Below are 22,122 nucleotides of genomic sequence, written 5' to 3'. Positions count from 1 at the left end.
AAAAGATCGCAGCCTTTGGCAGCTCCTACAAAAAAGCGTGTCGAGTAGCAGGTGAGGGAATCATGATCGGTGCCGAACTGCTTTCAACGGCAAGCCTGACACTCGGCTGGCTGATTTATCTGCCGGCGCTGCTCTGGGCGATCATGCGTGCGCCATGGGTCGAGCTGTTCAGCGACAGTCGCCGGCAGCACTTGCTGTTCGGCACGGTGTTAGCGCTGTTTCTGCTGTGGCTGGTGCGCAGGGATTTCGACACCGGCGTGTCGTATCACTTCATCGGCATGACGGCGGTGACGCTGCTGCTCGATTGGCCGCTGGCGATCGTCGGCGGACTGGTTGCGCAGATTGGCCTAGTGCTTTTGGGCCGTCAGGACCTGGCTGCGGTCGGCGTCAATGGCGCGTTGCTGATTCTGCTGCCAGTGCTGATCACCGAATGCGTGGCAATCCTCGTGGAGCGTGCGCAGCCACGCAATCCATTCGTTTACATCTTCTGTTCCGGTTTCTTCGCCGCTGCGTTGTCAGGCCTGTTGTGCCTGATCCTCAGCCTGACGCTGCTGTGGTACGACGGCCTCTTCGCCATGCCGGAATGGCTGGAAGATTTCGTCGGCTACCTGTGGTTGCTGTTGTTCCCCGAGGCTTTTATCAACGGCATGGTCGTCAGTGCATTGGTGGTGTTCTGCCCGGAATGGCTGGAGACCTTCAACCGCACCCGCTACCTTTCGGCGCCGTGGAAGGACGACGATCCGAAGTCTTGATCCACATCAAACCGGCCATGCCGCAGAGATTTCATGCTCGCGCAAATCCCTTCAGGAGCAGTGGCATGGGCGTTTATGAATGGGCGCGGCAGGAAACCCGGCAGAGTCTGGAGCTGGCGCAGGAAGTGGGCTTTGACCCGGGCCTGAGTTTGCGCGCCCTGCTCAGCGCCGTGGTGCAGCAGAGCAAGGCAGTGCGCAATGCCGAAGACCTGGCCGACGAGTTGCGCTTTCTCGCGGAGAACCTCGACGACAGTCAGGACTACGGCTTTATGCGGCCCTGATCAGCGATCAGTGACGCGGATCGAAATCGCCGGAAAACAGCTCGTCTTCGGCATCCGGGGCGACCGGAATCTTGTGCTCTTCCGAGGCCCAGGCGCCGAGGTCGATCAGTTTGCAGCGGTCGGAGCAGAACGGACGGAATTTGTTCGCCGGGGTGAATTCGACGGGGGCGCCGCAGGTTGGGCATTCAACGGTTGGAATCTGGCTCATGCTTGGCCTCCGGATAAAGTCAGATAAAAGTGATGCAGACGCTCGACCTCGCTGTGCAGCCAGGCGAGGTCGCGGTCGTTGACGATCACGTCGTCGGCACGGCTCACGCGGTCTTCACGGCTCGATTGCGCCTTGAGGATCGCCTGCACCTGCGCTTCGCTGGTCTGGTCACGCTGCAAGGTGCGTTCGATCTGCAGTGGTTGCGGCGCATCGATGACCAGAATGCGCTGGGTCATCGCGTATTGCCCGGACTCGATCAGCAACGGTGACACCAGAATCGCGTAAGGCGATTTTGCCTGCGCCAGATGATGAGCGATTTCTTCGCCGATCAACGGATGCAACAGCGCCTCTAGCCAACGCCGCTGTTCAGGGTCTTCAAAAATCAGTTTGCGCAGGGCGGCGCGGTCCAGCGTGCCATCGGCCTGCAACACGCCGGAACCGAAATGCTCGGCGATTTTCGCCAGCGCCGGACGCCCCGGCTCGACTACCCAGCGCGCCGCGTGATCGGCATCCACCACGTGCACGCCGAGGTCGATGAAGTGCTGCGCCGCCGCGCTTTTGCCGCTGCCGATGCCGCCGGTCAGGCCCAGAATCCAGGGTTTTTCCACAGGGGTATTCATTTCAAACCGACAGACTGCCAATAGAAGTCGGTTATTTGACCACCCCAGAGCAAGGCAATCCAGCCGGCAATTGCCAGAAAGGGTCCGAAGGGGATCGGCGTCGAGGATTCCTGGGCGCGCAGACGCAGCATGACAACGCCCAATATCGCCCCCACCAGGGAAGATAGAAGAATCGTCAGCGGCAGAATCTGCCAGCCACCCCATGCGCCGAGCAAGGCCAACAGCTTGAAATCGCCATGGCCGATACCGTCCTTGCCGGTGAGCAGTTTGAACAGCCAGAACACCGACCACAGCGCCAGATAACCCGCGACCGCGCCCCACAACGCATCGGGCAACGCCACGAACACGCCGAAGCTGTTGACGATCAGCCCCAGCCACAGCAGCGGCAGCACTAGCACATCGGGCAGCAGCTGATGTTCGCAGTCGATCAGACTCATCGCCAGCAAGCCCCATGTCAGCAAGATCAGCAGACCTGCCGGCCAACCGAAGCCGAGATGCCAGGCAATGAACGCCGAGAGGACGCCGCAGGCCAGTTCGGTCAGCGGGTAACGTTTGCTGATCGGCGCCGAGCAGGCCGAGCAGCGACCGCGCAGCAGCAGATAACTGAGCAGCGGAATGTTTTCCCAAGGGCGGATCCGGTGTCCGCAATGCGGGCACGCGGAGTGCGGCAGCATCAGGTTGTAGGTCGGCACAGGCGTTTCAGTGGGCAGGCCGAGCACATCATGGGCCTGCTGGCGCCAGTCGCGCTCGAGCATCTTCGGCAGGCGCCAGACCACTACGTTGAGGAAGCTGCCGACCACCAGCCCGAGCAGCAGCGCGCTGACCACAAAGGCCAGCGGATACACGGCAAACAGTTCATCGATAGACATGTCAGATCGCTGAGCCGAGCTGGAAGATCGGCAGGTACATGGCCACCACCAGTCCACCGACGATGACCCCCAGCACCACCATGATGAACGGCTCCATCAGGCTGGTGAGGTTGTCGACCATGTTATCGACTTCCGCTTCATAAAAACCGGCGACCTTGTCGAGCATGTCATCCAGCGCGCCCGATTCCTCGCCGATGGCGGTCATCTGCACCGCCATGTTGGGAAACACACCGGTGCTGCGCATGGAGAAATTCAGTTGCATGCCGGTCGAGACGTCTTGCCGCACGCGCAGCACCGCGCGCTTGAACACCACATTGCCGGTGGCGCCGGCGACCGAATCCAGCGCTTCCACCAGCGGCACACCGGCTGCGAAAGTGGTCGACAGGGTGCGGGCAAAACGTGCGACGGCGGACTTGTACATCAAGGTGCCCACCAGTGGCAGCTTCAGCAGCCAGGCATCGCGCCGGTCGCGCAGGGCCTGCGAAGTCTTCAACGCGTGGCGAGTGCCGAAAAACGCTGCCACCAGCGCAAAAAGAATGGCCCACCACCACTGCTGCATGAATTCCGACAGGCTGATGATCATCAGGGTGAAGCCCGGCAGTTCTGCGCCGAACCCGGAAAACACCGACTGGAACTGCGGCACCACTTTGACCAGCAGAATGCCTGTTACCACTGCCGCCACCAGCACCACGGCGGTGGGGTAGGTCATGGCTTTCTTGATCTTGGCCTTGAGCGCTTCGCTTTTTTCCTTATAGGTCGCGACCCGTTCAAGCAAGGTGTCGAGGGCGCCAGACTGTTCGCCGGCGTCGACCAGATTGCAGTACAACTCGTCGAAGTATTGCGGTTTCTTGCGCAGGGCCGTAGCGAAGCTGTTACCGGCCGCGACCTCCTGTTTGACCTCGTCGACCAGTTTGCGCATGGCCGGGTTTTCGAAGCCTTCGCCGATGATGTCGAAGGACTGCAACAGCGGCACGCCGGCCTTCATCATGGTCGCCATCTGCCGGGTGAACAGGGCGATGTCTTGCGGTTTGATGCGTTTGCCGAAGCTCAGCAGGGACGCGGATTTCTTGCGCACCTTACCCGGGTTGATCCCCTGTTTGCGCAGCTGCGCCTTGATCAGTGCGGGGTTCTGTCCGCTCAACTCGCCGCTGACTTTACTGCCTTTGCGGTCGGTGCCTTCCCAGGCGTAAACGCTGACTTTTGCTGCCTTGACCGCCATGTTCAATCCTTGGTGACCCGGTTGATTTCCTCAAGGCTGGTGATGCCTTGCATGGCCTTGTGCAGCCCGGAGGTGCGCAGATCGGCGAAACCGTCGCGACGCATCTGGATGTCGATTTCCAGCGAATTGCCCTCGGCCATGATCAACCGTTGCAGGTCCGGTGTGTTCTTTACCACTTCATAAATCCCCACGCGTCCTTTGTAACCGCCGTTGCAGTGATCGCAACCGACCGGCTCGTAGATCGTGAAATGACCGATGCGTTCCTCAGGGAAGCCTTCCTTGAGCAAGGTTTCGTGGGGGATTTCCAGCGGCCGCTTGCAGTGCGCGCACAATTTGCGCGCCAGACGCTGGGCGATGATCAGGCTGACCGAGGTGGCGATGTTGAAACCGGGAATGCCCATGTTGTGCAGGCGCGTGAGGGTTTCCGCCGCGCTGTTGGTGTGCAGGGTCGACAGTACCAAGTGGCCGGTCTGCGCGGCCTTGATCGCGATCTCGGCGGTTTCCAGATCGCGGATCTCGCCGACCATGATCACGTCCGGGTCCTGACGCAGAAACGAGCGCAGCGCCTGGGCAAAGTCCAGCCCTTGGCGGGGATTGACGTTGACCTGGTTGATGCCTTCCATGTTGATTTCCACCGGGTCTTCGGCGGTGGAAATGTTGATGTCGACGGTGTTGAGGATATTCAGCCCGGTGTACAGCGACACGGTTTTACCGGAGCCGGTGGGGCCGGTGACCAGAATCATCCCTTGCGGCTGTTTCAGCGCGGCGAGGTACAAGGCTTTTTGTTCGGCTTCGTAACCCAGTGCATCGATGCCCATTTGTGCACTGGACGGGTCGAGAATCCGGATCACCACTTTTTCGCCCCACAGAGTCGGCAGGGTGTTGACGCGAAAATCGATGGATTTGCTTTTCGACAGGCGCATTTTGATGCGGCCGTCCTGAGGTTTGCGCCGTTCCGAGATATCCAGACTGGCCATTACCTTCAAGCGCGCGGCAATGCGCCCGGCCAACTGGATCGGCGGCTTGGCCACCTCGCGCAGCATGCCGTCGGTGCGCATGCGCACCCGATAGTTTTTTTCGTAGGGTTCGAAATGCAGGTCGGAAGAGCCGCTTTTGATCGCATCGAGCAGCATCTTGTGCACAAAACGTACGACCGGGGCGTCGTCGGCATCGAGGCCGCCGATCACGTCCTGTTTGTTGTCATCAATGGACTCGACGTCGAGGCCGTCGAGATCGACATCGGCCATTTCCTCCAGGCCCGAGGCATGGCTGTCGAAGAACTTGTCGATGGCGTCGCTGAGCTTGTCGTCCTCCACCAGAATCGCTTCGGTGCTCAGGCCGGTGCTGAACTGGATGTCGCTGATCGCCTGCTGATTGCTTGGGTCGGAAAGGCCCACGAACAGTTTGTTGCCGCGCCGCCAGAGGGGCAGGGCGCAGTGCTGGCGAACCAGTTTCTCACTGACCAGACCCTTGGGCTGAGTCTCTTTGTCGAGGCAATGCAGATCGAGCAGGGCCATGCCGAAATGTTCCGAGGCGATCTCGGCAATTTGCCGGCTGTTGACCAGTTTGTTGTGCACCAGGTAATTGACCAGAGACACGCGATTGCGCTGGGCCTGCGCCCAGGATTGCCGGGCGCTTGTTTCCGTGAGCAGTTCGGCCTGGACCAATTGCTTGGCCAGACCGCTCAGAGCGATGTCATTCATGGGGATTCCGCACGCTTGCCGTTCATGACTTATAGCCTAGTCAAGTGACAGCGCCAAACACGGCCGGTGCAGGTGACAAAAAGTGTCAGATAGTGCGGTTGCGGGTTGTAGGAAACGGCGCAGGCGATTGCGCGCGCCCAGCAGGCGGGGCCTGAAAGGCGTTGGCATGGGCTGTGCTGAGCCTTGTTCAGATCATGAGATTTCGACTCATGCATGGAGCGTGTCTATGAAAAAACAACAAGGTTTCACATTGATCGAGCTGCTGATCGTTGTGGCGATCATCGGCATTCTGGCGACTATCGCCCTGCCGCAGTATTCGAAGTATCAGGCGCGGTCGAAGGTGACCGCTGGGATTGCGGAAGCATCAGCTCTTAAGGTCAATTTTGAAGACGTGATCAATGCCGGATCGACTGACCCGAGCATTACCAACGTGAACGGCGGCACAGCGGCCACGCAGAATTGCACGTTGGCGGCATCCGGAAAAGTCGCCGATGGGACGGGTACTATTACTTGTACGCTTCTCAACGCTCCAGCGCCTGTTCTCGGCCAGACCGTAACGCTGACACGCAGTCCTACCACTGGCTGGACCTGTAAGTTCTCCGGCTCGAAAGAATATACAACTACGAGCTGCCCAGGCGTTTGACACGCACCTGCAACTTAAAAAGCTCCGCAATTGCGGAGCTTTTTATGGCGCAACGGTTTTTAAAAGCTCCAATAATTTCAGCAGCTTATGAACTTTCCAAAAAACCGCAACTTGCATGCGAAGATTGAGCGAGTCATGCATTTTGCATGAAAATGAAAATTGGCATTTTTCATAACTCATTGTTTTTAAAAGAATTTATATGGCAAAAAAAGTTGGCACAGCGTTCGCAATATCTCCGGTAACCCTGCTGACAAGCGTTACAGCAGACTTCCAGTAAAAACAGGAGTTACTCGTATGAAGAAGTTCGCTATCACTGCCGCTGCTACCGCTCTGACCCTGACCATGGCTGGTGGCGCTTTCGCCCAGTCCGCTCAGGCTACCCAGTCGCCAATGGTTCTGGCTGCCGGTGAAATGACCAAGGCTAAAGAAGAGACTTCCGATACCTGGATCACCACCAAGGTCAAAGCTGATCTAGTCACCGAAAAAGGCATTCCAGGCACTGATATCAAAGTCGAAACCAACAAGGGTGTAGTTTCCCTGTCGTCGACCACTGCGGTAACCGAGTCGCAGAAAGAAGTCGCCGTAGGCATCGCCAAGAAAATCAAAGGCGTTAAAGCGGTCTCCGCTGACGGCCTGAAAGCCGAGTAAGGCAAGACTTCTCGCCTGAACCGGGAGAAGACGCGACAGACGGGCCGAGCAATACGTCTGCCGCAACTTTAGAGTTCATGCGAACGGTCACACGGATGTGACCATTACAGGCCCCGGCACTTGTGTCGGGGCCTGTTCTATTTGGAGAATCAAAAGATCGCAGCCTTCGGCAGCTCCTACAGGGAAATGCATTCCAAATGTAGGAGCTGCCGAAGGCTGCGATCTTTTGCTCTTCTCAGTTACCGCGTTTGCTGTTGATCTGCCTCAAGCGATTACCTTCAAAGCGCAGGTACTGGTACATGCCGTTGTTCGGCCCGTAGGTCCATTCCTCGACCTGAAACTCTTCGCGCCGATTGGCACTGCGCTTGTAGCCGAGCACATCGCGACTGACCGGCTCACCACATTTTTGCAGCACTTCGCTGGCGCGGTCGCCGAGGCTGATCAATTGGCTGCCGCAGCGCAATGTATCCGAAGCCGACGCATGGCAGGCGGCGCAGGTCAGAGCGAGCGCCATCAACCAGTTACGCACGGTCATTCGGCATCCAGGTGCATTTGCGTGACCACGCGGCCATCGCTTTCGGCCTCGCCGAGGTTGGCGTCGATGAAGTACACGCGGTCATCCTCGAGCTTGCCCTTGTCGACCAGGTAATCCTTGATGGTGCTGGCGCGGTCCTGGCCCAACTGGCGCAACAGCACCTCGCTGCCACTCCAGAATGCGATCACGCCCTGGCGCATTTTCGCCGTGCGTTCTTCTTTGCCGAGGTCTTTCCATTCTGCCGGTGGCTGGGTTTTCAAGCGGGTGCGGTAGATGCCTTCGAGCAACGCGCCTTTCTCGCTTTCGGGCACTTGCAACAGCGAGGCCTGGGCCGGGACTTTGTCGCCACGGCGCTGGAGCATCTTGTAGTAGTTGTACTGATATTCGCGTTCCAGACGTTGCTCGGCCAGCAGTGGCCCATCGCTGCTCTTCGCGGCCGTGCCTTCGATTTCCAGGCGCAGCGCCGGACGTTCCTTGAGTGCCTGCGACAGTTTCACCAGCGCCGCTTCGGCGTCTTTGCTCAGATCGCTGGAGCCCGGCGCGAAGGACACCGTGCCGAGGTCTTCGGAGCCGCCGCCACTGACCAGCCCGCCGATCATTTTGAACGGTGCGGCGGCCGCTTTGACGATCAAATTGCGCAGGGTTTGCCAGACGATCGGCATCACGCTGAACTGTGGATTATTCAGGTCGCCGGTCACCGGCAATTCGATGGAGATCTTGCCGTCGACGTCCTTGAGCAGGGCGATCGCCAGTTTCAGCGGCAGACTCACTGCATCAGGGCTGTCGACCTTCTCGCCCAGTTGCAGCTGCTCGACGACGACTTTGTTCTCGGCTTTCAGCTGGCCTTTGGTGATCAGGTAGTGCAGATCAAGGTTGAGCCGGCCCTTGCGGATGCGGTAGCCGGCGAATTTGCCGGAGTAGGGCGTCAGGGTCGTCAGTTCGACGCGCTTGAAGCTGGTGGCGATGTCGAGGCTGGCCATCGGGTCGAACGGATTGACCGCACCCTTGATGGTCACCGGCGCATAACGGTCGACCTTGCCTTTGATATCGACGCTGGCCGGCTTCGCCTGACGACTGTCAATGGTGCCGATCTGACCGTTGAGCTGCTGCACGGCGGTGGCGAAATTCGGCGTCAGGCTGAAGTCGGCGAAGTTGGCCGAGCCGTCGTTGATCGCAATCGCGCCGATGTGAATACCCAGCGGTTTGTCCTTTCCTGCCGGTTTGGCTGCGGTGCTTTTTGCTCCGCTGTCGGCCGGTTGCGGGATCAGCAGGTCGTCGACGTTGGTGGTGCGATCGTCGTTGATCATGAAGCGTACATAGGGCTGCAACAGGTTGACCTTGTCGATCGACAGGCTGTCGCCGTGCTGATAGTTGATGCCGTCGACCACTACTTGCTGCCATTTGAGAAAATCGCGGGTCTTGAGCGTATCGAGGGTGTGCAGTTGATCGATCTGCGCGCGGCCGGTGACGCTGAGGGCCAGTGGTTCGGTGCTTTTCAGGTTGACCTTGAGGTCACTGCCGAGCATGCCGCTGCGCAGTTCCAGGCGAATGAACGGGTTGATATAGGACTGCGCGACACGCAGGTCGACGTCCTGGGTTTTCACGTTGAGCTGCGCGTTGACCGGGGCCAGATTGACCGTGCCGTCGGCGCTGATCTTGCCTTGCTTGCCCAGGCCGCTGTCGAGCTTGAGCTTGAAAGGCGAGCCGTTGAGGCTGTCGAAATCCTGCAGATCGACGTTCAGCGGGGTGATGTCCAGCGCTACTGCCGGTTGCGCCGAGCGGTCGGCGAGATGGACCGTGTAGTTGCGCAGTTGCACATCCTTGACCAGCACCTGCCATGGCTTGCTCGGCGCGCTTGGCTCAGGTTTCGGCGAGTCGGCGGCGGCCGGTGTATCCGCCGGTTCGGCAGCGGCTTTGGCAGCCGGTTTCGACGGTTGGCTGGCGAACAGCTTCTGCCAATCCAACTGGCCGTCGGCTTCCAGCGCCGCCCAGGTTTCCAGTTTGTTGCTGCGGATCTTGCCGACCACCACTTGCTGCTTGGCCAGGTCCAGCGAGGTTTCGCTGACGTCGAGGCGTTCGAGCCTGGCCAGCGGACGTCCGTCCGGAGCCTTGATGGCGAACGGCGCAATGCTCACCGCGACGTTGTTCAGCAGCAGTTCGGTCTGTTTCGACAGGTTGAGTTTGTACTCGGTGCTGAGGCTGACCACGCCGTTTTCCAGCACTAGCGGCACGGCGTCGCGCACGTAGGGCCAGAAGGATTTCATCTGGCCATCGGTGACTTTCAGGGTGCCTTCGGAGGTGAACGGGATCAGGCTGAAATTGCCGGTCCAGTCGATCCGCCCGCCAGCGGGGCCGATGGCGACGAGGGTCATGTCGGCGCTGTCCTCGGGCAGGGTACTGAGGTTTTTCAGCTCGAAACTGAGGTCGTCGTAAAGAAATTCGATCGGCTCGCTGGGCCGCATATCCTCGAAATGCACCACGCCGCCGGCCAGTTTGATGTTGTCGATACGCAGCGGGAATGGCTTGGCGTCGGGATCGGCGGGTGTCGGCTCGCTCGGCGGCACGTTGAACAGGCCGAGCAGGTTGAGCTTGCCGTCCTTGGCGAAGAGGATTTCGCTTTTGGGTTTGTCCAGTTCGATGTCGGACAGATGCAGCGCTTTGGTCCACAGGCTGTCGATTTGCAGGTTGGCATAGAGGCGATCGAAGCCGACCTGCTCCTTGCCCGGCTCGCCGATCACCAGCCCCCACAGGGTGACCTCAAGGCTGAAGGGGTTGAGTTCGATGCGCTGCAGATGCGCCGGCATCGTCGCGTAGTTCGCCAGTTGCTGGTTGGCCACGCGCAAGGCAATGCCCGGCAGGATCAAAAACCCCAGCAGGCTGTAGAGGGCCAGGGCTGTCAGCAGTGCGCCAATCGCGCGAATCAATCCTTTGGGCATGTGCGGCTTCATCTGTCTGAATCGGAGTGCCTTGGAGTATGGCACGCGATTCTGGTTCCGAAGTGCTTGATGTGGGACAGGATTGTTCAGAAATTTCTGTAGGAATAGATCTCCCCGGTGGGAGCGAGCCTGCTCGCGAATGCGCTGGTTCAGTGAAAAACAAGTCGACTGACACTGCGCTTTCGCCAGCAGGCTCGCTCCCACAGGGAAATGAAATCGCTCATGCCGGAGGGATCACAGCTGCAAAATCAGTGTCTTCAACGGTGGCTGCTGGTCCCGCGAGGGGAAGTCCGCACCCGGGGTCATCACGCTCCATTCGCGCACCGGGCGACCGGCCTTTTCGGCGCAGCGCAGCACTTGTTCGCGCCAGTCGTCCATGCTGACTTTCGCCAGGTTGTTGCAGCAGATCAGTACGCCGTTGTCGGCGGTGGCCAGCAGCGCGGGTTTGAGCAGGCTCTGATAATCGCGTAGCAGGTCGACGGTGGCGAATGCGCTTTTGGCCCACGCCGGCGGATCGAGCAGGACCAGATCGTATTGGCGCTGTTCGAGGCGCTGATAGCTCGGCAGCTTCTGCCCGCGCCGCACGCTGATCGGCAGGCCAGCGAGCTGGCGGATCGCCGGGAAGTAATCGGACTGAATGAATTGCATCGGCGGCAGTTGCGGGTTGAGCAAACCATTCTCGCGACCGACCGCCAGGTTGCCCTCGGCAAAATCGAGGTTGCACACCTCACGTGCACCGCCGGCCGCTGCACTGAGGCCAACACCACAGGTGTAAGCGAACAGGTTGAGCACGCTTTTGCCTTGCGCGTGATCCTTGACCCAGCCACGGGTGTTGCGCAGGTCGAGGAACAGTAGCGGATCCTGTCCGGCATGACGCCCGCGCACGCGGTAGTTCAGGCCCCATTCATGACCGACCAGATCCGCCAGTGCGGCGTCATCGGCTTTATAGACGCTGTCCTCGCGATCAATCCGCGAGTTGCCACGGGAGCGGTCGTTGTAGACCAGCAGGCTGTCGAAGCCCAGGGTCTGGTTGACCATGGCGTGCAGTTGCAGCAGGTCGTCACGTTCGAGCGTCTGGTGAAAACTCTGCACCAGCAGTTGCGGGCCGTAGCGGTCGATGGTCAGGCCGCCGGCGCCTTCCTGGCTGCCGTGGAACAGCCGATAGCAATCGGTGCCCTGGCTGTGCAGCGCAGCGAGCAGGTCCTGGCGTTGATCGAGGGCGGCGCGCAGCGCCAGATTCAAGGAAGACATGCGGGCGCCTTGCTGAGGGGAATTGGGGCGCGGGAGTTTAACAGTTTGCCGGGGGATCGCGTGATGGCCCTTCGCGAGCGAGCTCGCTGCCACATGTGCAATGCGATCACCTGTGGCAGCGAGCCTGCTCGCGAAGCTATTGATTCAAACGTTTATCAACGAGGTCCTGCACCACACTTGGATCAGCCAGCGTCGAAGTATCGCCAAGGCTGTCGAGCTCATTGCAGGCAATCTTGCGCAGAATACGCCGCATGATCTTGCCCGAACGGGTCTTTGGCAGCGCCGGCGCCCACTGGATCAGGTCCGGTTTGGCGAAGCTGCCGATCTCCTTGCTGACATGCGCCAGCAGGTCTTTCTTCAGCTCTTCGTTGGCCTCGGTGCCGTTCATTGGCGTCACGAATGCGTAGATGCCCTGGCCTTTGACGTCGTGGGGATAACCGACCACGGCGGCTTCGGCGATGCTGTCGTGCAGCACCAGGGCGCTCTCCACTTCGGCGGTGCCGATGCGGTGGCCGGAGACGTTGATCACATCGTCGATGCGTCCGGTAATCCAGTAATCGCCGTCCTCGTCGCGGCGGGCGCCGTCGCCAGTGAAGTAATAGCCGGGGTAGGGTTTGAAGTAGGTGTCGATCATCCGCTGCGGATCGCCGTAGACGCTGCGAATCTGCGCCGGCCAGCTGGATTTGATCGCCAGCACGCCGCTGCCGGCGCCTTTGATTTCCTTGCCGGCTTCGTCAAGCAATACCGGTTGCACGCCGAACATCGGTTGCGTCGCGCAGCCGGGTTTGATCCGTTGGGCGCTGACCAGCGGGCTGAGCATGATGCCGCCGGTTTCGGTCTGCCACCAGGTGTCGACGATCGGGCAGCGCTGTTCACCGACAGCATTGAAATACCATTCCCACGCTTCCGGGTTGATCGGCTCACCGACGCTGCCGAGCAATCTGAGGCTGGCGCGCGAAGTTTCCTTCAATGGTCCGGCGCCTTCGCGCATCAGCGCGCGCAGGGCGGTGGGTGCTGTGTAGAAAATGTTGACCTTGTGCTTGTCGATGACCTGCCAGAAGCGCGAACTGCTCGGGTAGCTCGGCACGCCTTCGAACATCAGTGTGGTCGCACCGTTGGCCAGCGGCCCGTAGACGATGTAACTGTGGCCGGTGACCCAGCCGACGTCGGCGGTGCACCAGAACACTTCGCCGTCGCGGTAATCCAGCACGTACTTGAAGGTCATCGCCGCTTGCAGCAGATAGCCGCCGGTAGTGTGCAGCACGCCTTTGGGTTTGCCGGTGCTGCCGGAGGTGTAGAGGATGAACAGCGGATCTTCGGCGTCCATCGGTTCCGGCGGGCAGTCGTCGCTGACCTCGCGCACCGCCTGGTGGTACCACAGGTCACGGCCCTCGACCCAGTCGACCTGGCCCTGAGTGCGCTCTACCACCACCACGGTGCTGACGTTCGGGCAACTTTGCAGGGCTTTGTCGACGTTGTTTTTCAGCGGCACGAAGCGGCCGCCGCGCACGCCTTCATCGGCGGTGATCACGGTACGGCAGTCGGCGTCGAGAATTCGATCACGCAGGGAATCCGGGGAAAATCCGCCGAACACCACCGAATGAATCGCGCCGATTCGCACGCAGGCGAGCATGGCGTAGGCGGCTTCGGGGATCATCGGCATGTAGATGCACACCCGGTCGCCTTTCTTTACGCCACGGCTTTTCAGCACGTTGGCCAAACGGCAGACGTGGTGATGGAGTTTTTTGTAAGTGATCTGCGCCGATTCGGCAGGATCGTCGCCTTCCCAGAGCAGGGCGGTCTGCTCGCCGCGTTGCTTGAGGTGACGGTCGATGCAGTTGTAGCTGACGTTGAGCTTGCCGCCGGCAAACCAGGCGGCTTCTCCGGTTTTCAGGTCATAGCGCTGAACGGTCTGCCACGGCGTGCTCCAGTCGAGGAAACGCGTGGCCTGCTCGGCCCAGAAGGCGCTGGGGTGTTCAATCGATTCGCGGTACAGGCGCCGATACTCGTCCTGGCTCAACTGAGCGGCCTGGCGCACGGCATCGGCTTTGGGGAACGTGCTGATATCGAACATGACGGTTCCTTATTCTTGTGGTGCGACACGAATAAAGATGCGCCGAGCGCTGCACAGGTTCAAGTCATGCGCCAAAACAACTGTGGGAGCGAGCCTGTTTGCGAAGGCGGAGTGTCAGTCAACACACTGTTGAATGACGCACCGATTTCGCGAGCAGGCTCGCTCCCACAGGGGAACAGCGTTGTGCCGGAAGGCTTTTATCAGCCGCGATGACGCCCACGGAAGTAGTTGATCAGGCCTTGAGTCGAGGCATCGTCAGCCACGGTCTCGTCGCTGCCGACCAAGCGGTTGTAGACGCCTTTGCCCAATTCCTTGCCCAGTTCCACACCCCACTGGTCGAAGGCGTTGATGCCCCAGACCACGCTTTGCACGAACACTTTGTGCTCATACATCGCCACCAGGGCGCCAAGGCGACGCGGGCTGATGCGTTCGACTACCAAGGTGTTGCTCGGACGATTGCCCGGGATCACCTTGTGCGGCGCCAGTTTGCGCACGTCGTCTTCGCCCATGCCTTTGTCGCGCAGTTCGGCTTCGGCTTCCGGCAGGGTCTTGCCGAGCATCAGCGCCTGGCTCTGCGACAGGCAGTTGGCGTACAGCCACTGGTGATGATCGGAAACCGGGTTGAAGCTGACGATCGGCACGATGAAGTCGGCCGGGATCAGTTGGGTGCCCTGGTGCAGCAACTGGTGATAAGCGTGCTGACCATTGCAGCCGACGCCGCCCCAGATCACCGGGCCGGTATCGGTCGACACCGAGGTGCCGTCCTGACGCACGCTCTTGCCGTTGGACTCCATGTCCAGCTGTTGCAAGTGCTTGGTGATGTTGCGCAGGTAGTGGTCGTACGGCAGGATCGCGTGGCTTTGCGCACCCCAGAAGTTGCCGTACCAGACGCCGAGCAGGGCCAGCAGCACCGGCATGTTCTGTTCGAACGGCGCGGTCTGGAAATGCTGGTCCATGGTGTAGGCACCGGACAGCAGTTCCTTGAAGTTGGACATGCCGATGGCCAGTGCGATCGGCAAACCGATGGCCGACCACAGCGAGTAACGCCCGCCGACCCAGTCCCACATCGGGAAGATGTTTTCTTCGCGGATACCGAAGGCCACCGCTGCGGCGTTATTGCTCGACACAGCGATGAAGTGGCGATACAGCTCGGCTTCGGAACCGCCCTGCGCCAGGTACCAGGCGCGGGCGGCCTGTGCGTTTTTCAACGTTTCGAGGGTGTTGAACGACTTCGACGAAACGATGAACAGCGTGGTCTCGGCGCGCAGTTTCTGCGTCAGCTCATGGAACTCGCTGCCGTCGATGTTTGCCAGATAGTGGCAACGTACGCCTTTCTGCGCGTAGGACAGCAGTGCTTCGGACACCAGCTCAGGACCGAGGAACGAACCACCGATACCGATGTTGACCACGTCGGTGATCGGCTTCTCGGTGTAACCGCGCCACAAGCCATCGTGAATGCGGCCGACCAGATCGGTGATCTGGTTCAGCACCTTGTGCACTTCCGGCATCACGTTGACGCCGTTGACCGACAATTTGTCGCCGACCGGGCGGCGCAGGGCGGTGTGCAGTGCCGGGCGGCCTTCGGAGGCATTGACGATTTCGCCGTCGAACAGCGCTTTGATCGCGCCCTTCAGATCGACTTCATTGGCCAGGCCCACGAGCAGGTTGCGGGTCTCGGCGTTGATCAAATTCTTCGAATAATCGAGAAACAGACCGCAGCTGCTGAGGGTGAACTGATTGAAACGCTGCGGATCGGCGTTGAAGGCTTCGCGCATGCTGAAATCCTGCATGGCTTGGCGGTGGTCTTTCAACGCTTGCCAGGCGGGCAGAGCGGTAACGTCGTGAGGAGTGCGGTAGTACGCCATCGCTGCGGTTTTCCTTTTTACTTGAACGGCCTTTTGAACACGGTACAGATCAACCACGAGTTTTAGCGCATGGGATCAACTGCGTCGACACGAGATCTGGACACAGGGCGAATACAGTAAACCTCGCGCTGCGTTCTGTCTTGACTTTGTCTGACCAGATCCCTGTACTTTTTTAACATCCGCAGAGGAATCTGGCCGACAAACGGAGGTGCCCGGAAGACTTTCGCCCAACCGGCATGCACCGAAAACACATGTGGGAGCGAGCTTGCTCGCGAAGGCGTGGTGTCAGGCAACTTATAAGTCGCTGATACACCGCCTTGGCGAGCAGGCTCGCTCCCACAGGGAAATTCGTTGCTGCTTAAACCGGGCTATCGAGATTCAGGTGCAGGTTGTCGATCAACCGCGTGGTGCCGAGAAACGCCGCTACCAGAATCACCAGATCGCGATCCTCCGCCGTCGCCGGACGCAAGGTCAGACCATGACGGATTTCCAGATAATCCGGACGCAGCCCCGCTGATTCCAGCACCTGCAACTGCGCAGCGATCAGCGCCGGGTAATCACGCTCACCTTGCTTGATCGCTTCGGCAATGCTGCTCAGCACGCGATACACCACCGGTGCCACGGCGCGCTGATCTTCATTGAGGAAGCCGTTGCGCGACGACAGCGCCAGACCGTCCGCTGCACGCACGGTTGGCTCGCCGATGATCTGGATCGGCATGTTCAGGTCATGCACCAGTGCGCGGATCACCGCCAGTTGCTGGTAATCCTTCTGGCCGAAGATCGCCAGGTCCGGTTGGACCATGTTGAACAGCTTGCTGACTACGGTCGCCACACCTTCGAAGTGCCCCGGACGGCTGGCACCACACAGGCCTTCGGACAATTGCGGCACGCTGACCCGGGTTTGCCCGGCCATGCCGTCCGGGTACATCTCTTCAACCGTCGGCGCGAACAGCAGGTCGCAACCGGCTTCGAGGAGCTTTTCCTGATCGGCGGCGAGAGTGCGCGGGTATTTGTCGAGGTCTTCGCCGGCGCCGAATTGCAGCGGGTTGACGAAAATACTCGCGACCACGAAATCCACTCGCTGCGTAGCCTTGGTGATCAATGCGACGTGGCCGCTGTGCAGGTTGCCCATGGTCGGCACGAAGCCGATGCGCTTGCCTTCACTGCGCGCGCGGGCGACGGCGGCACGCAGTTCGCGTACGGTTTTGACGGTGTTCATGCAGAGAATCCGTGTTCGATGCCGGGAAACGTGGTGGCTTTGACTTCACTGACGTAAGCCTTCAGCGCGGCCTGGATGCTGTCCTGACCTTGCATGAAGTTCTTGACGAATTTGGGTACGCGGCCGCTGATCGACAGGCCGAGCATGTCGTGCAATACCAGCACCTGGCCGTCGGTAGCGTTGCCGGCACCGATGCCGATCACCGGAATGCCCACTGCCTGGCTGATTTCTGCCGCCAGTTCGCTCGGCACGCACTCGAGCAACAGCATGGCCGCACCGGCCTGCTCCAGCGCGATCGCATCGGCACGCATCTGCCGCGCCTGGTTCTCATTGCGGCCCTGCACTTTATAGCCACCGAGAATGTTCACTGCTTGCGGCGTCAGGCCCATGTGCGCGCACACCGGCACTCCACGTTCGGCGAGCAGACGGATCGACTCCGCCAGCCACAGCTGACCTTCGACCTTGACCATGTGCGCACCGGCCTGCATCAGCATGGCGCTGTTGTTCATGGTCTGTTCGAGGGTGGCGTTGGCCATGAACGGCAGGTCGGCGAGGATCAGGGCATCGCCATTGCCACGCTTGACGCTGGCGACGTGATAGGCCATTTCCGCCGTGGTCACTGGCAGGGTGCTGTCGTGCCCCTGCAGGACCATGCCGAGGGAGTCGCCGACCAGCAGCACTTCGACACCGGCCTCATTGCAGGCATGGGCGAAGGTCGCGTCATAGCAGGTCAGCATGGTGATTTTTTCACCTTTCTGCTTGAGGCTCTGGAGCGTGGTCAGGGTGATGGCTGGCATGTAAAAAATCCTCGTTCAGGCGCTCTGGAAACTGCTGCGAGTCACGCGCGTGATTCTTCATCTACTCAGGCGCACGGTCTTGTGTCGTGCTTTGAAAGGCCTGGATTGCGCCCGTTCATGCCGGGTTGGCGGCAGCGGGACGCCTATAGTCGTGATGAGCCAACAGGAAGTCAATTGCGTGTGTTACCGCCTTGTTACGCGGGCGGTGTTACCGGCGTTACTGATGCGATTCAGCGGCTTGGCGGGCCTGATTGGGGGGATTTTTGTCTGACAAAAACTGGAGATTGGCAGGTGACCTGTGGCGAGGGGATTTATCCCCGTTGGGTCGCGGAGCGGCCCCATGTTTGTATACGGCTTGGTCAGATTTGGGCCTGCTTCGCAGTCCAGCGGGGATAAATCCCCTCGCCACATAACCACATTTCACAGAAGATTTTTGTCAGGGCTGGGAGATGCGTTCGAGGCCGACGAACGGGCAGGCGGCCAGCAGGTCTGTCAGCGTGCGGCCATCGGCGAGACGCAGATCCTGCGGTGCCAGTTCAGCGAGGGGATAGAGAACGAACGCCCGCTCCTGAATCTGGTAATGCGGGACTTTCAGCCGTGGCTCGTCGATCAGGCGATCGCCGAACAGCAGAATATCCAGATCCAGGGTGCGTGGCCCCCAGCGTTCCAGACGTTCGCGGCCCTGAGCGTTTTCGATCGCCTGCAAGGCGTCGAGCAACTCGATCGGTGCGAGCGAGCTGTCGAGGGCGGCGACAGCGTTGGTGTAGCGCGGCTGGCCCGGCAACAGTGAATCGCTTTGATAAAAGGCTGAAACGCCGGCAAGACTCGTCTGCGGCAATTGCCCCAGCGCCGCGATGGCGCTGCGCAACTGGTCGGCCGGGTCAGCGAGGTTGCTGCCCAGACCAATGTAGATGCGTTCCATCGCTTACTCGCCCGTCGCGCTCGAGGCGCCGGCGCGCTTGCGCTTGGAACCGCCGCTGCGGCGACGTTTGCGTGGCGCGCCGCTGGTATCGTCACCCTTGCCGCTGAGGTCGCGGATCATGTCGCGACGCTCGCTGTCGTTGGCGTCCTGATAATCGGTCCACCATTCGCCGAGGCCATCGGTCTCCTCGCCGGCGCTTTCACGCAGCAGGAGGAAATCGTAGCCGGCGCGGAAGCGCGGGTTGTCCAGCAACAGATCGGCGCGTTTGCCACTGCGCCGTGGCAGGCGTTCCTGCATGTCCCAGATTTCGCGGATCGGCATGGTGAAGCGCTTCGGAATCGCGATGCGCTGGCACTGTTCGGCAATCAGCTCGTGAGCGGCTTCCTGCATCGCCGGAATCGGCGGCATGCCACGTTCCTGCAGACGCAACACGCGGGCCGGCAGTGCCGGCCAGAGCAGGGCGGCAAACAGGAACGCCGGGGTCACCGGTTTGTTCTGCTTGATGCGCAGGTCGGTGTTGGTCAGCGCTTCGCTGATCAAGGTGTGGGTGTATTCCGGATTGTATTCCAGCGCTTCGGCACTGGCCGGGAACAGCGGGGCGAACAGTTGCAGATCGACCAGCATTTCAAAGGTGATCGCGCCGTGCCCGGAGAGGAACAGCTTGAGCACTTCTTCGAACAGCCGCGCCGAAGGAATCTCGCGCAGCATCGGCGCCAGCTCACGGATCGGCTGCACGGTGTGCTTCTCGATGCCGAAGTTGAGCTTGGCGGCAAAACGCACGGCCCGCAGCATGCGCACCGGATCTTCCTGGTAACGCTGCTTCGGGTCGCCGATCAGACGGATCAGGTGATTGCGGATGTCGTGCACGCCATTGGCATAATCGAGAATGCGCTCGCTGACCGGATCGTAATACAGAGCATTGATGGTGAAGTCGCGGCGTTGCGCGTCTTCTTCCAGGGTGCCGTAGACGTTGTCGCGCAGAATCCGCCCGCTCTCGTTGCGCGAAGACTGGTTGCTGTCTTCCTCGTCTTCGTTGACCGGGTGATTGGCGCGGAAGGTCGCGACTTCAATGATTTCGCGACCGAAATGGATGTGCACCAGTTTGAACCGGCGACCGATGATCCGCGCATTGCGGAATTCGGCACGGACCTGCTCGGGGGTGGCGCTGGTGGCGACGTCGAAATCCTTGGGCGTGATGCCCAACAGCATGTCACGCACGCAACCACCGACCAGATAAGCCTGGTAACCGGCACCTTGCAGGCGTTCGACGATATTCACCGCATAGCGGCTGAACTGCGTTTTCTGCAGCGAATGTTGGCCGCTGTTGAGCACTTCAGGGGTGCTGCGGATGTGTTGCGTACGACGCACGGGAGTTCGGAATGACTGGAACAGCTTCTTCAGCATGGGATGCACTGTTTGAAGGAATGTTCGGCCATACCAAAAGAATGACCGCATGATGGGCGCAGATTCTAGCATTTAGTCGGGGGATGGTGTAGGACGCGGCAGATATGAGCTGCAAGCCCCAAGCTACAAGGGTCCAGCGAGGAAAACGGGGGAATTTCACGGAGGGGAGAAACTACAAGGGGAGCCGAAGCTCCCCAAGAAGTAGTTGCGTGCTCTTTTTATTATTGATTCGGGCTTCTTGTTTTTGTTGAGTGCCCTCGCCACGAAGCGTTTCCTTCGTGACCCTCCCAATCGGGAGCCAAGAGCAAACGGATTGCTTTGGTCGCTGAATTGCAGTGATCTGTCGATCCAACCAGTACAGGCTCTGTCTTAGGACAGTTTTTGTTGTTCTCGGCCTGGTCGTGGGGCAAGCCCCAAATACAACGCCTCTCCAAAAGAATCAGTTAGCTGCGCCTCTCGCCGTCTTGTTTTTATTGTGCGTGAGTCGATTCGTCTTATTTTTATTGTCTTGTGCATTGCTTGTTATTGTTCTTGTACCAAACATATAGCAGGGTGCGTGCCAACTTTTGCCAAGCCCAGTAAAACAAGGGGTTAGGTCGATATAACCGTTTTGCAGGGGCGAAAAAAAGCCGGGGTTTCGTTACCGATAACCCCGGCTTCTGTTACGTGAATCGACTGCGGTAACAGTTTTTTCACATTGTCATGCGTTACCCGCGCACGCGGTGGGTAACGCTCAGCTTTCGCTGGCGACCCCGGTCTTGCGTCGTGGAATGCCCAGACGCTGGCGGCGTTCCCACAGGCATTTGCGGCTGACGCCCAGTTTGCGTGCCAGTTCGGTCTCGGTCATGTGGTCCTGATGCTCGAGGACGAAGTGCTGGAAATAGTCTTCCAGCGACAGATCCTCGGTCGGCTCATGGCTGCTGTTGCTGGCGTTACCGCCGGTTTGCGGCGGCAGACCGATGAACTCGTCGTCTTCCAGATCGCTCAGCTCGATGTCGATGCCCAGCAGGTCGGCCGAAATCTCCGGGCTTTCGCTGAGAATCACCGCGCGCTCGACAGCGTTCTCCAGCTCACGCACGTTACCGGGCCACGAATAGTGCCGGATCGCCTGTTCAGCGTCGGCAGCGAATTTCAGGTCGGTGCGATTGATCCGCGCGCTCTGGCGAGCGAGGAAGGCATTGGCGATTTCGTTGACGTCGGCGCCACGCTCGCGCAGCGGCGGCAGCTTCAGGGCAATCACGTGCAGACGGTAATAAAGGTCTTCACGGAACTGGCCGATTTTCGCCAGGCTCTTCAGATCGCGGTGCGTTGCAGCGATCAGGCGCACATCGACTTTCTGCGACTGCACCGAACCTACGCGGCGGATCTCGCCCTCCTGCAGAACCCGCAGCAAGCGAGCCTGGGCTTCGAGGGGCAGTTCGCCGATCTCATCGAGGAACAGGGTGCCGCCGTCCGCCGCTTCGACCAGACCGGCGCGACCGGCGCTGGCGCCGGTGAACGCGCCTTTCTCGTGGCCGAACAGTTCGGACTCGATCAGGCTTTCCGGAATCGCCGCGCAGTTCACCGAGATCATCGGCGCCTTGGCGCGTTTCGACAGATTGTGCAGGGCGCGGGCCACCAGTTCTTTACCGGTGCCGGACTCACCCTGAATCAATACATTGGAATCGGTTGGCGCGACTTTGCGGATCTTGCTGTACAGGTCCTGCATCGGCGGGCAGGAGCCGATGATGCCAATTTCACCATTGCTGTTATCCACAGCGGCTTTGCCATTGCCGGCGGCAGGCTTGCTCGCCGTGGCTTCGCCGGCAGCTGGCGCCGACTGACGATCACGCAGGATCCGCGCAACCGCCTGGAGCATTTCATCGTGGTCGAACGGCTTGGCGATGTAATCGACTGCGCCCATTTTCATCGAGTCGACCGCCGAGCGCAGGCTGGCGTAACTGGTCATGATCAGCACCGGTGTGCCCTGGCCGAGCTTGATCAGCTCGGTGCCCGGAGCGCCCGGCAGGCGCAGGTCGCTGACGATCAGATCGAACGTAGGAATGGTGAAGCGTTCTTGTGCTTCCTGCACTGATCCGGCTTCGCTGACCTGGTACTGGTTGCGTTCCAGCAGGCGGCGCAAGGCGGAGCGGATAATGGTTTCGTCTTCGACGATCAAAATGTGCGGCATTGATTC

Annotated in this window: 19 protein-coding genes; 4 read left to right on the top strand and 15 right to left on the bottom strand. The window is 60.1% G+C overall.

Going from position 1 to position 22,122, the window contains the following annotated elements; translation table 11 throughout:
* The first annotated feature begins 62 nt into the window (after positions 1-62).
* Positions 63-752, top strand: coding sequence for an energy-coupling factor ABC transporter permease (locus tag AB4N85_RS17510; protein ID WP_252868300.1), 690 nt, complete (start codon positions 63-65; stop codon positions 750-752).
* A 65-nt stretch (positions 753-817) separates the two neighbouring features.
* Positions 818-1,033, top strand: a complete 216-nt coding sequence (locus AB4N85_RS17505; protein WP_016773148.1) for a hypothetical protein — start codon at positions 818-820, stop codon at positions 1,031-1,033.
* A 7-nt stretch (positions 1,034-1,040) separates the two neighbouring features.
* On the opposite strand, the gene yacG is transcribed toward AB4N85_RS17505, so the two are convergent.
* From yacG to pilB, 5 genes are read right to left on the bottom strand one after another with little or no spacing between them, the layout of a single operon-like run.
* Positions 1,041-1,241: a DNA gyrase inhibitor YacG gene (gene yacG / locus AB4N85_RS17500; protein WP_016773149.1), complete on the bottom strand. Its 201-nt coding sequence runs from the start codon at positions 1,239-1,241 to the stop codon at positions 1,041-1,043.
* Positions 1,238-1,861, bottom strand: coding sequence for a dephospho-CoA kinase (gene coaE / locus AB4N85_RS17495; RefSeq protein WP_186569367.1), 624 nt, complete (start codon positions 1,859-1,861; stop codon positions 1,238-1,240). Before coaE ends, yacG begins: the two co-directional genes overlap by 4 nt.
* Entirely contained in the window at positions 1,858-2,730 is an 873-nt protein-coding gene (locus AB4N85_RS17490; protein WP_252868299.1) for a prepilin peptidase, read from the bottom strand. Before AB4N85_RS17490 ends, coaE begins: the two co-directional genes overlap by 4 nt.
* A 1-nt stretch (position 2,731) precedes the next feature.
* Positions 2,732-3,949 (bottom strand): type II secretion system F family protein, encoded by a 1,218-nt coding sequence (locus AB4N85_RS17485; RefSeq protein WP_252868298.1) that lies wholly within the window; start codon positions 3,947-3,949, stop codon positions 2,732-2,734.
* 2 nt (positions 3,950-3,951) lie between these two features.
* Positions 3,952-5,652, bottom strand: a complete 1,701-nt coding sequence (gene pilB, locus AB4N85_RS17480; protein ID WP_056790439.1) for a type IV-A pilus assembly ATPase PilB — start codon at positions 5,650-5,652, stop codon at positions 3,952-3,954.
* A gap of 226 nt (positions 5,653-5,878) precedes the next feature.
* On the opposite strand from pilB, the gene AB4N85_RS17475 reads away from it, so the two are divergent.
* Together AB4N85_RS17475 and AB4N85_RS17470 are read left to right on the top strand one after the other, a co-directional pair.
* Entirely contained in the window at positions 5,879-6,295 is a 417-nt protein-coding gene (locus tag AB4N85_RS17475) for a pilin (RefSeq protein WP_056790436.1), read from the top strand.
* A gap of 294 nt (positions 6,296-6,589) precedes the next feature.
* Positions 6,590-6,943 carry a BON domain-containing protein gene (locus AB4N85_RS17470; protein WP_071173629.1) on the top strand — a complete coding sequence of 118 codons (354 nt, stop codon included), beginning with the start codon at positions 6,590-6,592 and terminating at the stop codon, positions 6,941-6,943.
* A 235-nt stretch (positions 6,944-7,178) separates the two neighbouring features.
* Here the strand turns inward: AB4N85_RS17470 and AB4N85_RS17465 are convergent, their stop codons facing one another.
* From AB4N85_RS17465 to AB4N85_RS17420, 10 genes are all read right to left on the bottom strand, one after another.
* Positions 7,179-7,478, bottom strand: a complete 300-nt coding sequence (locus AB4N85_RS17465) for a DUF2845 domain-containing protein (protein WP_095181833.1) — start codon at positions 7,476-7,478, stop codon at positions 7,179-7,181.
* Positions 7,475-10,426, bottom strand: a complete 2,952-nt coding sequence (locus tag AB4N85_RS17460; protein ID WP_252868296.1) for a DUF748 domain-containing protein — start codon at positions 10,424-10,426, stop codon at positions 7,475-7,477. Before AB4N85_RS17460 ends, AB4N85_RS17465 begins: the two co-directional genes overlap by 4 nt.
* A 222-nt stretch (positions 10,427-10,648) precedes the next feature.
* Positions 10,649-11,665 carry a class I SAM-dependent rRNA methyltransferase gene (locus AB4N85_RS17455; RefSeq protein ID WP_460065228.1) on the bottom strand — a complete coding sequence of 339 codons (1,017 nt, stop codon included), beginning with the start codon at positions 11,663-11,665 and terminating at the stop codon, positions 10,649-10,651.
* A gap of 136 nt (positions 11,666-11,801) precedes the next feature.
* Positions 11,802-13,739: an acetate--CoA ligase gene (acs, locus tag AB4N85_RS17450; protein ID WP_460065225.1), complete on the bottom strand. Its 1,938-nt coding sequence runs from the start codon at positions 13,737-13,739 to the stop codon at positions 11,802-11,804.
* Between the two features lie 200 nt (positions 13,740-13,939).
* Positions 13,940-15,604: a glucose-6-phosphate isomerase gene (pgi, locus tag AB4N85_RS17445; protein WP_016773160.1), complete on the bottom strand. Its 1,665-nt coding sequence runs from the start codon at positions 15,602-15,604 to the stop codon at positions 13,940-13,942.
* A gap of 358 nt (positions 15,605-15,962) precedes the next feature.
* Positions 15,963-16,823 carry a pantoate--beta-alanine ligase gene (gene panC / locus AB4N85_RS17440; RefSeq protein ID WP_460065222.1) on the bottom strand — a complete coding sequence of 287 codons (861 nt, stop codon included), beginning with the start codon at positions 16,821-16,823 and terminating at the stop codon, positions 15,963-15,965.
* On the bottom strand, positions 16,820-17,620 hold the full coding sequence (gene panB, locus AB4N85_RS17435; RefSeq protein ID WP_150638516.1) for a 3-methyl-2-oxobutanoate hydroxymethyltransferase: 801 nt from the start codon (positions 17,618-17,620) through the stop codon (positions 16,820-16,822). Before panB ends, panC begins: the two co-directional genes overlap by 4 nt.
* A 436-nt stretch (positions 17,621-18,056) precedes the next feature.
* Complete coding sequence (folK, locus tag AB4N85_RS17430) at positions 18,057-18,542, bottom strand: 2-amino-4-hydroxy-6-hydroxymethyldihydropteridine diphosphokinase (RefSeq protein ID WP_310220213.1); 486 nt, start codon at positions 18,540-18,542, stop codon at positions 18,057-18,059.
* A gap of 3 nt (positions 18,543-18,545) precedes the next feature.
* Complete coding sequence (locus AB4N85_RS17425; RefSeq protein WP_177434229.1) at positions 18,546-19,946, bottom strand: polynucleotide adenylyltransferase PcnB; 1,401 nt, start codon at positions 19,944-19,946, stop codon at positions 18,546-18,548.
* Positions 19,947-20,679: 733 nt separating this feature from the next.
* The gene (locus AB4N85_RS17420) at positions 20,680-22,116 is read right to left on the bottom strand and encodes a sigma-54-dependent transcriptional regulator (RefSeq protein ID WP_039761623.1); all 1,437 of its coding nucleotides are present in this window, start codon (positions 22,114-22,116) and stop codon (positions 20,680-20,682) included.
* Positions 22,117-22,122 lie beyond the last annotated feature (6 nt).

This window comes from Pseudomonas sp. H1_G08, assembly GCF_054681355.1.
The sequence above is the reverse complement of the archived record's forward strand: the minus strand, read 5'-3'. Positions and strand labels throughout refer to the sequence as shown.

Coding starts and splice junctions, on each gene's coding strand:
- AB4N85_RS17510 (WP_252868300.1), top strand. CDS start 63: ATGATCGGTGCCGAACTGCTTTCAACGGCAAGCCTGACACTCGGCTGG.
- AB4N85_RS17420 (WP_039761623.1), bottom strand. CDS start 22,116: ATGCCGCACATTTTGATCGTCGAAGACGAAACCATTATCCGCTCCGCC.
- AB4N85_RS17475 (WP_056790436.1), top strand. CDS start 5,879: ATGAAAAAACAACAAGGTTTCACATTGATCGAGCTGCTGATCGTTGTG.
- AB4N85_RS17470 (WP_071173629.1), top strand. CDS start 6,590: ATGAAGAAGTTCGCTATCACTGCCGCTGCTACCGCTCTGACCCTGACC.
- AB4N85_RS17465 (WP_095181833.1), bottom strand. CDS start 7,478: ATGACCGTGCGTAACTGGTTGATGGCGCTCGCTCTGACCTGCGCCGCC.
- AB4N85_RS17425 (WP_177434229.1), bottom strand. CDS start 19,946: ATGCTGAAGAAGCTGTTCCAGTCATTCCGAACTCCCGTGCGTCGTACG.
- acs (WP_460065225.1), bottom strand. CDS start 13,739: ATGTTCGATATCAGCACGTTCCCCAAAGCCGATGCCGTGCGCCAGGCC.
- AB4N85_RS17485 (WP_252868298.1), bottom strand. CDS start 3,949: ATGGCGGTCAAGGCAGCAAAAGTCAGCGTTTACGCCTGGGAAGGCACC.
- folK (WP_310220213.1), bottom strand. CDS start 18,542: ATGGAACGCATCTACATTGGTCTGGGCAGCAACCTCGCTGACCCGGCC.
- pilB (WP_056790439.1), bottom strand. CDS start 5,652: ATGAATGACATCGCTCTGAGCGGTCTGGCCAAGCAATTGGTCCAGGCC.
- pgi (WP_016773160.1), bottom strand. CDS start 15,604: ATGGCGTACTACCGCACTCCTCACGACGTTACCGCTCTGCCCGCCTGG.
- panC (WP_460065222.1), bottom strand. CDS start 16,823: ATGAACACCGTCAAAACCGTACGCGAACTGCGTGCCGCCGTCGCCCGC.
- AB4N85_RS17490 (WP_252868299.1), bottom strand. CDS start 2,730: ATGTCTATCGATGAACTGTTTGCCGTGTATCCGCTGGCCTTTGTGGTC.
- panB (WP_150638516.1), bottom strand. CDS start 17,620: ATGCCAGCCATCACCCTGACCACGCTCCAGAGCCTCAAGCAGAAAGGT.
- AB4N85_RS17455 (WP_460065228.1), bottom strand. CDS start 11,665: ATGTCTTCCTTGAATCTGGCGCTGCGCGCCGCCCTCGATCAACGCCAG.
- yacG (WP_016773149.1), bottom strand. CDS start 1,241: ATGAGCCAGATTCCAACCGTTGAATGCCCAACCTGCGGCGCCCCCGTC.
- AB4N85_RS17505 (WP_016773148.1), top strand. CDS start 818: ATGGGCGTTTATGAATGGGCGCGGCAGGAAACCCGGCAGAGTCTGGAG.
- coaE (WP_186569367.1), bottom strand. CDS start 1,861: ATGAATACCCCTGTGGAAAAACCCTGGATTCTGGGCCTGACCGGCGGC.
- AB4N85_RS17460 (WP_252868296.1), bottom strand. CDS start 10,426: ATGAAGCCGCACATGCCCAAAGGATTGATTCGCGCGATTGGCGCACTG.